Source organism: Rathayibacter sp. AY1D9 (assembly GCF_002932395.1).
Classification (GTDB): Bacteria; Actinomycetota; Actinomycetes; order Actinomycetales; family Microbacteriaceae; genus Rathayibacter.
In genome coordinates, this window is record NZ_PSVQ01000022.1 from 1 (window position 1) to 12,121 (window position 12,121).

Here is a 12,121-nt window from a genome sequence, read left to right on the forward strand (position 1 = left end):
GGCCCCGCCCGCTCCGCCCTCGGCCGCGTCGCAGCCGTCGGTGCCGCTCGCCGACTCCGCACCGCCGGCCTACGGGTCGCCGCCGCCGCCGCCCGCGTACCCCTCGGCGCCCGCCTACTCCTCCGCGCCCGGCCACCCCGCCGCCTACGCGGCCGCTCCGGCGCCCGTCGTCCCCCGCACGCTGAGCCTCGTCGGGATGATCCTCGGTATCGTCGGCCTGGTCATCACGCTCTTCGCCGCCGGTTTCGGCTTCCTGTTGTCGGCTCCGGCCGTCGTGCTCGGCTTCCTCGGACGCCGGCGCGAGCCGGCCGCACGCGGCTTCGCGCTGACCGCGATCATCACCGGGTTCGCCGGCATCGCCGTCTCGCTGATCTACCTGGCGGTCTTCCTCGTCTTCGTCGTGGTGGCCCTCGCCGCCGGCACCTCCGGCTACTGAGCCGGCGCGGGCCGCTCGACGCGCTCCGCGAGCAGCGCGCGGTGGCGCCCGGCGATCCGCGTCAGGATCAGCACCGCGCTGCCGGTGCCGGAGAGGCCCAGCCGCTTGCGGAAGCGGGCGGGGTCGACGTCCACCCCGCGCTTCTTGATCTCGAGCACGCCGATGCCGCGGGTGCGCAGCTCCTTCGCCAGCGTGCGCTCGTCCAGCGGCAGCTCGGCGAGGACCCGGAAGCTGCGGAGGAAGGGCGAGGCGGCCGCATCGTCGCCCGTCAGATAGGCGATGCCGGGCGAGAGCATCCGCGAGCCGCTGGAGCGCGCGAGCTCGCCCAGGAGGCGCGCGCGGATCGCGGAGCCGTCCGGCTCGTGCACGAACGCGCCGAGGGGGCCGACCTCCTCGTCCTCGCTGTCGCCCGCCGCGGTGAGCTCGGAGGAGCCGGCCGCGCCGAGCAGCAGAGCGGAGCGGCGCACGCCCGGGCGCGCCAGAGAACCGAACCAGATCCCGGTCTCGACCAGCTCCCCGTCGACCGAGACCCACTGCGCCTCGGCGTCCCGCGGCAGGCGCTCGCGGTCGAAGCCGGGACCCACCTTCACGCCCACGGGACGGTGCTCGGCCAGGCCGAACGCGAAGTCGAGGGAGGGGGAGTAGTCGTCCGGATCGTCGAGCCGGCGGGTCTCGCGGTGGCCGGCCGTGCGGCGTGCCGGGTCCAGGTAGACGGCGTCGAAGCCGTCGAGGTCGAAGCCCTCGCCCGTCGAGTGCACGGCGCTCGCCGCGGGGAACGGGGCGAGGTTGAAGCTGGCCAGGGTCGCGGTGACCTCGTCGGCCTCGACGGCGGTGACCGCCAGGTCGATCGCGGCCATCGCGAGGGCGTCGCCGCCGATCCCGCTGCCGAGGTCGGCGACGCGCGCCGCTCCCGCCGCAGCGAACCGGCCGGCGTGCAGGGCGGCGACGCGCAGCCGCGTCGCCTGCTCGAGTCCCGCGTCCGTGAAGAGCATCGAGCGGGCGAACTCGCCGAACTTCGCCTCCGCCTTCTGCCGGAGCCTCGCCTGGGTGAGCACCGCGGCGACGAGGACGGGGGAGTGGCCGGCGGCCCGGAGGCGTGCCACGGCCCGCACCAGATCGTCGGACCGGTAGCCGTCGAGGGAGTCGAGGAGCCGGAGGCCCTCGGGGGAGAGGAGCTCGACCAGCTCGTCGCGTCGCATCCGGCCATGGTAGGCCACGGCCTCCCGGCGGGTCCGCCGCCCCGCTTGGCACTCTGATTGCACGAGTGCCAGCGGAGCCCCTACGATGGATCTAGCACTCTCGGAGCGTGTGTGCCAGAACCGCGTTCCGCCCACATCGTCGTCAAGAAAGAGGTCAACCGTGTCGGTGTCCATCAAGCCGCTCGAAGATCGCATCGTCATCAAGCAGGTCGAGGCGGAGCAGGTGACCGCTTCCGGTCTCGTCATCCCCGATACCGCCAAGGAGAAGCCGCAGGAGGGCGAGGTCGTCGCCGTCGGACCCGGTCGCATCGACGACAACGGCAACCGCGTGCCGCTCGACGTCGCCGTCGGCGACAAGGTGATCTACTCCAAGTACGGCGGAACCGAGGTCAAGTTCGGCGGCGAGGACCTGCTGGTCCTCTCCGCTCGCGACGTCCTCGCGGTCGTCGTCCGCTAGGCAGCATCCCTCGGAAGGGCCCGTCGACCTCGGTCGGCGGGCCCTTCCGTCGTTCCCGGTCCTCCTCGCGACCAGTGGCCTGATCCGCCCGCTGCGGGGCCGTCCTCCCACCCCGCGCCTGCGTAGCATCGGGGGAGTGACCAGCTCCCGCACCCCTGCCGAGGCCGTCTCGCCGTCCCCTTCGGACGTGCCCGTCGGCGAAGGAGTGGAGGCGCTCGGAGCGGCGGGACGCCCGGGCGGGATGTCCGGCACGGGGCTGCTGTTCGCGTTCTCGGCCTACCTGCTCTGGGGTGCGATGCCGCTCTACTTCATCGCGATGGCGCCGGCCTCGCCGTTCGAGATCGTCGCGTTCCGGGTGCTCTTCTCGCTCGTCTTCTGCGTGATCCTGCTCACGGTCCTCCGCGGCTGGCGCTCCTTCGGCGCGCTGCTGCGCCGCCCCCGCCTGCTCGGCGTGATGGCGATCGCGGGCGTGCTCATCTACGTCAACTGGCAGGTCTACGTGATCGCCACGACCACGGGCCACGTCATCGAGGCGGCCCTGGGCTACTTCATGAACCCGCTGGTCACGGTGCTGCTGGGCGTCCTGGTGCTGCGCGAGCGCCTCCGGCCCCTGCAGTGGGCCGCGATGGGCGTCAGCGCGGTCGCGGTGCTGGTCATCGCGGTGGGCTACGGATCCTTCCCGTGGATCTCGCTCGCCCTCGCCTTCTCGTTCGGCCTCTACGGCCTGGTGAAGAGCCGCGTCGGCGGCACGGTGGACGCGGTCGGCGGGCTGACGCTCGAGACGCTCTGGCTGACGCCGCTCGCCGTGGTGCAGCTGGCGGTCGTCGGCTCCACGGTGGGGCTGACCCTGACGACGGAGGGGACGGGGCACGCCCTCATCCTCGCCTCGGCCGGGATCGTCACGGCCGTCCCGCTGCTCCTGTTCGCGGGCGCCGCCCGGCGCCTCCCGCTGTCGATCGTCGGCTTCGTGCAGTACCTGACGCCGTTCCTGCAGTTCCTCGTCGGGGCCTTCGTCCTGCACGAGGAGATGCCGCTCGAGCGCTGGATCGGCTTCGCGCTGGTGTGGGCCGCCCTGGCGATCTTCTCAGGCGACCTCGTCGCCGCGGAGCGCAGACGGCGCCGATCCTCCGTCTGATCTGCGGAACGCGTCGTCCTGGCGCGGCGCGACAGCGGAATGGTAACGATCCGGTCGCGAAACGTATTGGTAACACCCCTGTATTGTTCACGGCTGCTTCGAAGGTTAGGTTGGCCGAGCGGTTGCCACCGGCGCCGCTCCCACTGACACACACCTCTCAAGGAGCAACATGGGCGTTTACGCGAAGGCCGGCTCGGCCCGCGCGCGGTCCCTCCGGGCAACCCTCGGCGGCGTCGCCATTCTGGGCGCCAGCGCTCTCGTCCTCGCCGGCTGCGCCGGCGGCGGCGACAGCGGATCGAGCGGCGACAGCGGCTCGGGCGACCTGTCCCTCAAGATCGGCACGATCCTCCCGCAGACCGGCACCCTCGCCGTCCTCGGCCCGCCCGAGATCGCGGGCGTCGACCAGGCGGTCGTCGACATCAACGACGCCAAGGCCGGCATCACGATCGACGTGGAGCAGAAGGACTCGGGCGACACCACGACCGACATCGCGACGCAGTCGGCCACGTCCCTCATCGCCGACAACGTCTCCGCCATCATCGGCGCGGCGTCCTCGGGCGTCTCGAAGACCTTCATCGACCAGGTGACCCAGGCGGGGGTCGTCCAGATCTCGCCGGCCAACACCTCGCCGGACTTCACGACCTACGACGACGACGGCTACTACTGGCGCACCGCTCCCTCGGACGTGCTCCAGGGCCGCATCCTCGGCAACAAGATCCTCGGCGACGGCAAGACCAACGTCTCGATCCTGTACATGAACGACGCGTACGGCACCGGCCTCGAGAAGAACATCAAGGAGACCCTCGAGGCGGGCGGAGCATCCGTCGCGGCGGAGGAGATCTTCGAGCCGGCCTCGACCGACTTCAACTCGGCGCTGACCTCGGTCCTCGCCCCGAACCCCGACGCGCTGGTCGTCATCTCGTTCGACGAGATCAAGACCATCGCGGAGCAGCTCTCGGCCAAGGGCTTCGACTTCTCGAAGCTCTACGGCACGGACGGCAACTACGGCGTCATCGGCGAGTCCGACACCAACGTCGACATCGCCGGCGCCCAGTTCACCAACCCGGGCGTCCAGGCGTCCGAGGACTTCCAGGGCAAGCTGCAGTCGCTCGTGGAGTCGCAGGGCAACGACGCGCTGACCGTGTTCAGCTACGCGCCGGAGTCGTACGACGCCACGGTCCTGACCGCTCTCGCCGCGCTCCAGGGCAAGGCGACGGACGGTGCGACCATCCGCGACAACCTCATGTCGGTCTCGGAGGGCGGCACCAAGTGCACGACCTTCGCCGACTGCGCGAAGCTCATCGCCGACGGCGAGGACGTCGACTACGACGGCCTCTCCGGCCCGATCTCGTTCGACGAGAACGGCGACACCAGCGAGGCCTCGGTCTCGATCTACAAGTACGGCACGGGCAACACCACCTCCTTCGAGGAGACCGTCGAGGGTTCGCTGAACTGACGACGCGGTGACGCGGCTCCTGCCGCATCCCTGAGGGGCTCGGTCTTCGGACCGGGCCCCTCCGCCGTTCCCGGAGCGGAGAGCAGGAGACGCGCCGGTCGTGCGGACGCAGCGAGGCGCGGCGGTCGTCCGGGAGGGTGGCCGCTGTCGGGTGCGGGCGGACGGCTCCGCGGCGTCCAGGGCCCGGCGTGGCGTCGAGGAGCCACCCGGGAGGAGGAGCGGCTCTGACGGCCTGTACGCGCCTCCGAGCGCCTCTCCCTGCCTCGAGGGGGCGCCCTGCCGAACCGCGGGCGGGAGCGACGACGTCGAGCGGGAACGCAGAAGCGCGCGCCCTCCAGTGGGAGGACGCGCGCTCGTGGAGTGCGGAGGGCCTAGGAGGCGCGGAGCAGCTCCGCCTCCTGCGCCAGGCGGTACGTGACGAAGGAACGGCTGTAGTTGCGGCGCTTGCCGCCGGTGGTCTCGGCGATGACGACCTGGGCGTAGACGCCGACGACGCGCCAGCGCTCGTAGTCGCCGATCGCACCGGTGCCGAAGCCGGCTCCGAGTTCCACAGGGGCGGGGGTGTATCTCTTCATGGTCGGCTCCTTCGAGGCGGACGACGCGGCGCTCGAGGCGCTGCGGGGAGGGGAGGAGATCGGCGGCCGATCGCGGTCCCTACCGGGGGAGAGGGGAGCGGGACGTCCCCCTGCAGGGCTGTCCCGTGTACCCAAAACTACGGCAGGCAGGGCGATATCCTGTCCCCCTCGTGGGTGTCGCTGGTGCGGAGAGACTCTCGCTGTCCTGCCCTCGTCCCGCGGACAGGAGACCGAGGGTCTGGCCCGCCGTTCCGCCGACTTCCCGGGGGTTCGGCGGGCATCGCGGAGAGACCGGTGAAGGCCTGTCCGCGCCGGGAGAGCGGCCCCCCCGCCTCCCTTCTGCGGCACCCCTTGCCGGCGCGTCTCCGGGCACCGAGCCGCCTGCCTTCCCGCCCTGCTCGGAGTGGTCTCCGAGCCGCCCGGCGCCCTGCGCGAGCGGCCCCGCCTCCGCCCCGGAGCCGCACCGGCCCCTCGGCCCGCTCGCGCCCGCTCCGCGCCCCGGCAACGACGAAGGGCCCGCCGTCCGGAGACGACGGGCCCTTCGCAGCGGGGGTCAGCCGCCGACGGTCGGGGTGCTCGTGGTGACCTCGTTGGTCGTCGCGAGCGTGCCCAGGTAGAGCTCGATGACCTTCGGATCGTTCATCAGCTCCCGGCCCGCGCCCTCGTAGGCGTCGCGGCCCTGGTCGAGGACGTAGCCGCGGTCGCAGATCTGCAGCGCCCGCCGCGCGTTCTGCTCGACGATCATGATCGAGACGCCCGCGCGGTTGATCCGCTGCACGTTGACGAAGGTCTCGTCCTGCCGCATCGGGGACAGGCCGGCGCTGGGCTCGTCGAGCAGCAGCATCGACGGGTCCATCATCAGAGCCCGCGACATCGCCACCATCTGGCGCTCACCGCCCGAGAGCGACCCCGAGCGCTGCTTGAGCCGCTTGCTGAGCTCCGGGAAGAGCTCGGTGACGAACTCGAGCCGCTCCTTGTACAGCTTCGGCTTCTGGTACATGCCCATCTCGAGGTTCTCCTCGATGGTGAGCGACGGGAAGACGTTGTTGTTCTGCGGCACGAAGCCCACGCCCTTGGACACCAGCTTGTCGGCCTTGAGGCCGGTGATGTCCTCGCCGTTCAGCAGGACGGTGCCCCGGCGGATGTTGACCAGGCCGAACATCGCCTTCAGCAGCGTCGACTTGCCTGCACCGTTCGGGCCGATGATCCCGACGAGCTCGCCGCGCTTCACGTAGACGTTCGAGCCGTTGAGGATGTTGACCCCCGGCACGTAGCCCGCGTGCAGATCGTGCGTCTCGAGGGTGTTCGGAGTCGTCGTGTCGGCGGTCATCTCTCGTCCTTCTCGAATTCGACGGCCGGGGCGTCGGTCGTCGGGGCGACGCTCGTCGGCGCGGAGGCCGACGGGGACGCCGTTCCGGCCGCCGGAGCGTCGTGGCCGGGCGTCGGGATGCCGGCCTGCTCCGCCTGCCGCTCCACGTCCTCGCGGACGAGGTCGGAGTCCATCTCCTCGGCGATCTCGAGCTGGCCCTCGATCGTGCCCAGGTCGGTGTCGTGGTGCGCGCCGAGGTACGCGTCGATGACGGCCGGGTCGTTCATCACGGTCGAGGGCGGGCCCTCGGCGACGACCTTGCCCTCGGCCATCACGATCACCCAGTCGGCGATCGTGTTGACCATGTGCATGTCGTGCTCGACGAAGAGCACGGTCATGCCCTCGTCCTTCAGGTTCACGATGTGACCCAGGAGCGACTGCGTCAACGCCGGGTTCACGCCGGCCATCGGCTCGTCGAGCATGACGAGCTCGGGTTCCGACATCAGCGCCCGCGCCATCTCGAGCAGCTTCTTCTGGCCGCCCGACAGGCTCGACGCGTAGTCGTCCCGCTTGGTGTCCAGCTTGAACTTCTCGAGCAGGCGGATCGCGCGCTGCTCGATCGAGTCCTCCTCCTTCGACCACAGCGGGCGGATGAGCGAGGTGAAGATGTTCTCGCCCTTCTGCCCCTTCGCGCCGAGCAGCATGTTCTCGAGCACCGTCATGCCGCCGAGCGCCTTGGTGAGCTGGAACGTGCGCACCATGCCCATCCGCGACACCCGGTAGGCCGGGACGTTGGCGAGGTTCTTGCCCTTGAAGTTCCACTTGCCGGTGTTGGGCTTGTCGAAGCCCGTCAGCAGGTTGAAGAACGTGGTCTTTCCGGCCCCGTTCGGGCCGATCAGGGCGGTGATGGATCCGCGGGGGATCTCGAGGTGCTCGACGTCGACCGCGGTCAGGCCGCCGAAGCGGCGGCTGACGTTGTCGGCGACGACGATGGGGTCCTTCTTCCTGACCCCGGGGACGATTGCTTCCTCGGTGATGTCCGAGACCGGCGTCTTAGGCAAAGTGCAGATCCTTCTTCTTGCCGAAGATCCCCTGGGGTCTGAAGATCACCAGGAGCATGAGGGCTACCCCCACCACGATGAACCGGATGGGCCCGGTCTGCACGGTGGTGAGGCGGATGAGGTCGTTGTTGAGGACCCCGGTGTCGATCCCGAGCGTGAGCAGTCCGTCGGTCAGACCGAGGACGACCCAGAAGATGATCGAGCCGACGACGGGTCCGAAGACCGTCGCGGCGCCGCCCAGCAGCATGATCGTGTAGAGGAAGAACGTGAGCTGGGTGCCGTAGTTGTCGGGCTGGAGCGAGCGGGGGAGGATGAACAGCGCTCCTGCGAGGCCTCCGAGCACGCCGCCCAGGATGAGCGCCTGGATCTTGTACGAGAAGACGTTCTTGCCGAGCGAGCGCACGGCGTCCTCGTCCTCGCGGATGCCCTTGATGACGCGGCCCCAGGGGCTGCGCATCAGGAGGAACACCAGGAGGCAGGCCAGGAGCACGAGGCCCCAGCCGACGATCCGCACCCACCACTGGTCCTGGCTGTAGGTGAGGACGCCGATGCCCCAGCGGCCCTCGGGGAGCGGGTTGAGGTCGTTGAACGCCTTCGCCGCGCCGTTGATGCCCTCCGAGCCGCCGGTGATCGCCGAGAACTCGGGGGTCTTGACCGAGAGCCGGATGATCTCCGCCGCCGCGATCGTCACGATCGAGAGGTAGTCGGCCCGCAGCCGGAGCGTCGGGATGCCCAGGATGAGCGCGAAGACGGTCGCCGCGACGATCGTCGCGAGGAAGGAGCCCCAGACGGGCCATTCGAACTTGACCGAGGTGATGGCGAAGGCGTAGCCGCCCACTGCCATGAAGCCGGCCTGTCCGAAGTTGAGCAGCCCCGTGAATCCGAAGTGGATGACCAGGCCGATGGTCGCCAGCGCGTACGCGGCGACAGTGGGATCGACGATCTGCCCGATCGCCAGCCAGATGAAGTTGAGGTTCATGGTGTCCTAGCCGATCCGTTCCTTGCGGCCCAGGATTCCCTGCGGCCTGACCAGGAGGATGATGATCATGAGAACGAGCGGAGCCACGTACTTGAGGTTCTCCGGGATCCAGATCGTCGAGATGTTCATCATCAGTCCGATGATGAGCGAGCCGACCAGCGCGCCGTAGGCGGAGCCGAGTCCGCCGAGCGTGATCGCCGCGAAGATCAGCAGCAGGATCGACGCTCCCGTGTCCCAGCGCAGCGACTGGTAGTAGCCGATGTAGACGCCCGCCAGCGCGGCGAGAGCGCCCGACATCACCCAGACGACGCGGATGACGCGCTCGACGTTGATGCCCGAGGCGGAGGCGAGGGCCCGGTTGTCCGAGACCGCCCGCATCGCCTTGCCGATCTTCGTCTTCGTGAGGACGTAGGCCACGGCGACGATGCAGACGACGCCGACGACGGCGCCGACGATGTCGGTGAACTTCAGGCTGATCCCGAGCTCCGGCACCGTGAAGAACGGAGCGGTGCTGTTGGGGAGCGAGAGGCGGTCGGCTCCGAAGAAGAAGACGAACACGTAGCGCAGGGCCAGCGAGAGGCCGATCGTCACGATCATCAGCGGGATGAGCTGGATGCCCTTCTTCCGCAGCGGCTTCCAGAGCAGCCCGTCCTGGACGAAGCCGAAGGCCCCGCCGAGGATCACCGCGATCGGGATGGCCAGCAGCGCCGGGAGTCCGAAGACCCCGGAGAAGAGGTACGCCATCAGCGCCCCGAAGGTGACCAGCTCGCCGTGGGCGAAGTTGTTCAGGCCGGTCACGCCGTAGATCAGCGAGGCGCCGATCGCCGCGAGGGCGATCAGGAGCCCGAAGATCAGGCCGGTGACGACCTTCGGCCAGAAGATGATCCAGAACGTGTCGGCCGACACCGGCTGGTTCACCGCGTTGGACGTCCCGTCGGGGTTCGTCGCGTCGTTGCCGGTCGTGCCCTCGGTCGCGGGGCTCGTCGGAGCCGCGGAGTCCGTCGGGACCGGGACGGTCGCTCCGGAGCCCTTCGGGTTGGCCGTCGAGACGATGAAGTTCACGATCTGGTTCTGCGAGGCGACGATCTTCACCTGCTTCGGGTTCTGACCTGCGGCGGGGTAGCCCTTGTCGGCGGGCAGGGACTCCTCGTCGACGGTCACCGTGTAGGTGCCCGCGGCGTCGAGGGGGAACGTGGCCCGGCCGTCCTCGCCGGTGGTCACGGTCGCGGAGGCGTCGCCGCCGATCTCGACAGTCACCCCCGTCAGGTTCTCGTTCGTCCCCTGCACGCGGACCCAGGCGATGATCGACTGGTCGGCGGTGGTGGCGGCGAGTGCGGCGGGGGCCGCCGCGGCGATCCCGGTGAGGGTCGCGGCGAGCAGACCCAGGGACAGGAGCCGGTCTCGGAGCCTCGGGCGTCTCCTATCCACGGGGCGCCTCCCGGTCCGTCGGATGCAGGGTCGTCGAGCGCTGGCGGCGCATCGAACGGCTGGCTGTGAGCAAGACGTCTACCTCTCGTCAGGGTGCACAGACGGATGGGGTCTCCGGGCACGCCCGAATCGCCGTCGTCAAACAACGTTGGTTGACCATACGTTCCGCATGTGTCGGCGGTGTTTCACCGTCCGCACTTACGCGTGACGACATTATGAGGGAGAGGAGAGCGCTCCAGCGCCCATCCGCGGCCCGGCGGCCGCGCCGTCGAGGAATACCGCGAGCCTCACGGCGCTTAAGATCGAACAACCGTGGCGCTCGTGAGCGGACTCCTCCCGTCCTCTCCGGGCTCCCGCACTCGACCTGCTAAGGGGCATTGATGGACCAGCCGGATCCCTTCGGATTCCTCGGACTCACCTACGACGACGTCATGCTCCTCCCGGGGCACACCGACGTCATCCCGAGCGAGGCCGACACGGCCTCCCGTCTCACCAAGCGCATCAGCGTGGCGACCCCGTTGCTCTCCGCGGCGATGGACACCGTCACCGAGGCGCGCATGGCGATCGCGATGGCCCGCCAGGGCGGCCTCGGCGTCCTGCACCGCAACCTCTCGATCGCCGACCAGGCCGACCAGGTCGACCGGGTGAAGCGGAGCGAGTCGGGCATGGTCTCGAACCCCGTCACCACCACCCCGGACGCCACCGTCGCCCAGGTCGACGACCTCTGCGGCCAGTACCGGATCAGCGGCCTCCCCGTCGTCGACTCCACCGGCGTGCTCGTGGGCATCATCACCAACCGCGACATGCGCTTCGTCTCGCCGTTCGAGAAGGCGACCACGCTCGTCCGCGACGTGATGACCAGCACCGGCCTGATCACGGGCCGCGTCGGCATCCCCGACAGCGAGGTCATCGCCCTCTTCGCGCAGCACAAGATCGAGAAGCTGCCGCTCGTCGACGCGCAGGGCAAGCTCGCCGGCCTCATCACGGTCAAGGACTTCGACAAGTCGGAGCAGTACCCCAACGCCACGAAGGACGACGAGGGCCGCCTCCGGGTCGGCGCCGCGATCGGCTTCTTCGGCGACGCCTGGCAGCGCGCCACCGCCCTGCTCGACGCGGGCGTCGACGTGATCGTCGTCGACACCGCCAACGGCGACTCCGCCGGCGTGCTCGACATCATCGGCCGCCTGAAGTCCGACTCCGCGTTCGCCGGCGTCGACGTCATCGGCGGCAACGTCGCGACCCGCTCCGGGGCGCAGGCCCTCGTCGACGCGGGCGCCGACGCCATCAAGGTCGGCGTCGGCCCCGGCTCGATCTGCACCACCCGCGTCGTCGCCGGCGTCGGAGTCCCGCAGGTCACCGCGGTCTACGAGGCGTCCCTCGCCGCGCGCGAGTCCGGCGTCCCCGTGATCGCCGACGGCGGCCTCCAGTACTCCGGCGACATCGCCAAGGCGCTCGTCGCCGGCGCCGACACCGTGATGCTCGGCTCGCTCCTCGCGGGCTGCGAGGAGAGCCCCGGCGACCTCGTGTTCCAGAACGGCAAGCAGTTCAAGACCTACCGCGGGATGGGCTCCCTCGGCGCCCTGCAGACCCGCGGCGAGCGGACCTCCTACTCGAAGGACCGCTACTTCCAGTCCGACGTGCCCACCGACGACAAGCTGATCGCCGAGGGCATCGAGGGCCAGGTGCCCTATCGCGGCCCGCTCGCGAACGTGGCGTACCAGCTCGCCGGCGGGCTCCGCCAGTCGATGTTCTACGTCGGAGCGCGCACCATCCCCGAGCTGAAGGAGCGCGGGAAGTTCGTGCGCATCACGGCGGCCGGGCTGAAGGAGTCGCACCCGCACGATGTGCAGATGGTGGTGGAGGCGCCGAACTACCGGCGCTGAGAGGTCTGGTGGGGCCGGCGGCGGATCGGGATCGCGGCCCCTCTGCCCGATGGGCCTGCGGCCCATACGCCCACCACGCCGGAGGGGCCGCGATCCCGATCCGCCGCCTCCCTCCGGGAGACGAGCACCGGTCCTCGGCTGAGGAGCGGGAGGCGCAGCGCGAGCGGCGCGGGGCGCCGCCGCGACTGCGGGGGGAGGGCTTC

10 protein-coding genes and 1 pseudogene are annotated in these 12,121 nt (G+C 70.2%); 5 read left to right on the plus strand and 6 right to left on the minus strand.

Translation table 11 applies throughout. The annotated features are described in order from the left end of the window. Positions 1 to 436: pseudogene (locus C5C50_RS16990) on the plus strand (hypothetical protein); the annotation flags it as partial. Here C5C50_RS16990 and C5C50_RS10395 read toward each other — a convergent pair. Further along, positions 430 to 1,635 carry an SAM-dependent methyltransferase gene (locus C5C50_RS10395; protein ID WP_104273402.1) on the minus strand — a complete coding sequence of 402 codons (1,206 nt, stop codon included), beginning with the start codon at positions 1,633 to 1,635 and terminating at the stop codon, positions 430 to 432. The pseudogene C5C50_RS16990 and the gene C5C50_RS10395 sit on opposite strands and share 7 nt — an antisense overlap. Before the next feature lie 160 nt (positions 1,636 to 1,795). Between C5C50_RS10395 and groES the strand changes: the two genes are divergently transcribed. The 3 genes from groES (at position 1,796) to C5C50_RS10410 (ending at position 4,683) form a co-directional block, all read left to right on the plus strand. Further along, positions 1,796 to 2,092 (plus strand): co-chaperone GroES, encoded by a 297-nt coding sequence (gene groES, locus C5C50_RS10400; protein WP_097167691.1) that lies wholly within the window; start codon positions 1,796 to 1,798, stop codon positions 2,090 to 2,092. Between the two features lie 241 nt (positions 2,093 to 2,333). Then, positions 2,334 to 3,227, plus strand: coding sequence for an EamA family transporter RarD (rarD, locus tag C5C50_RS10405; RefSeq protein ID WP_104224726.1), 894 nt, complete (start codon positions 2,334 to 2,336; stop codon positions 3,225 to 3,227). A gap of 169 nt (positions 3,228 to 3,396) precedes the next feature. Further along, entirely contained in the window at positions 3,397 to 4,683 is a 1,287-nt protein-coding gene (locus C5C50_RS10410; protein WP_104234163.1) for an ABC transporter substrate-binding protein, read from the plus strand. A 371-nt stretch (positions 4,684 to 5,054) separates the two neighbouring features. Here the strand turns inward: C5C50_RS10410 and C5C50_RS10415 are convergent, their stop codons facing one another. The 5 genes from C5C50_RS10415 to C5C50_RS10435 all read right to left on the minus strand — a co-directional run bounded on the left by C5C50_RS10415 (position 5,055) and on the right by C5C50_RS10435 (position 10,035). Further along, a complete protein-coding gene (locus tag C5C50_RS10415) occupies positions 5,055 to 5,258 on the minus strand; it encodes a hypothetical protein (RefSeq protein WP_146076626.1) in 204 nt (67 codons plus the stop codon). A 553-nt stretch (positions 5,259 to 5,811) separates the two neighbouring features. Further along, positions 5,812 to 6,588: an ABC transporter ATP-binding protein gene (locus tag C5C50_RS10420; RefSeq protein WP_104273403.1), complete on the minus strand. Its 777-nt coding sequence runs from the start codon at positions 6,586 to 6,588 to the stop codon at positions 5,812 to 5,814. Continuing rightward, positions 6,585 to 7,628, minus strand: coding sequence for an ABC transporter ATP-binding protein (locus C5C50_RS10425; protein WP_104251056.1), 1,044 nt, complete (start codon positions 7,626 to 7,628; stop codon positions 6,585 to 6,587). The genes C5C50_RS10420 and C5C50_RS10425 overlap by 4 nt, the downstream gene beginning before the upstream one ends. Continuing rightward, positions 7,621 to 8,607, minus strand: a complete 987-nt coding sequence (locus C5C50_RS10430) for a branched-chain amino acid ABC transporter permease (protein ID WP_104224731.1) — start codon at positions 8,605 to 8,607, stop codon at positions 7,621 to 7,623. The genes C5C50_RS10425 and C5C50_RS10430 overlap by 8 nt, the downstream gene beginning before the upstream one ends. 6 nt (positions 8,608 to 8,613) lie before the next feature. Continuing rightward, on the minus strand, positions 8,614 to 10,035 hold the full coding sequence (locus C5C50_RS10435; RefSeq protein WP_104269416.1) for a branched-chain amino acid ABC transporter permease: 1,422 nt from the start codon (positions 10,033 to 10,035) through the stop codon (positions 8,614 to 8,616). Between the two features lie 380 nt (positions 10,036 to 10,415). Between C5C50_RS10435 and guaB the strand changes: the two genes are divergently transcribed. Continuing rightward, the gene (gene guaB / locus C5C50_RS10440; protein ID WP_104269417.1) at positions 10,416 to 11,918 is read left to right on the plus strand and encodes an IMP dehydrogenase; all 1,503 of its coding nucleotides are present in this window, start codon (positions 10,416 to 10,418) and stop codon (positions 11,916 to 11,918) included. Positions 11,919 to 12,121: the final 203 nt, after the last annotated feature.

What these genes read in the sequence shown, in the direction of transcription:
- rarD (WP_104224726.1), top strand. Translation starts at nt 2,334, where the DNA reads ATGTCCGGCACGGGGCTGCTGTTCGCGTTCTCGGCCTACCTGCTCTGG.
- C5C50_RS10415 (WP_146076626.1), bottom strand. Translation starts at nt 5,258, where the DNA reads ATGAAGAGATACACCCCCGCCCCTGTGGAACTCGGAGCCGGCTTCGGC.
- C5C50_RS10410 (WP_104234163.1), top strand. Translation starts at nt 3,397, where the DNA reads ATGGGCGTTTACGCGAAGGCCGGCTCGGCCCGCGCGCGGTCCCTCCGG.
- C5C50_RS10395 (WP_104273402.1), bottom strand. Translation starts at nt 1,635, where the DNA reads ATGCGACGCGACGAGCTGGTCGAGCTCCTCTCCCCCGAGGGCCTCCGG.
- C5C50_RS10420 (WP_104273403.1), bottom strand. Translation starts at nt 6,588, where the DNA reads ATGACCGCCGACACGACGACTCCGAACACCCTCGAGACGCACGATCTG.
- C5C50_RS10430 (WP_104224731.1), bottom strand. Translation starts at nt 8,607, where the DNA reads ATGAACCTCAACTTCATCTGGCTGGCGATCGGGCAGATCGTCGATCCC.
- guaB (WP_104269417.1), top strand. Translation starts at nt 10,416, where the DNA reads ATGGACCAGCCGGATCCCTTCGGATTCCTCGGACTCACCTACGACGAC.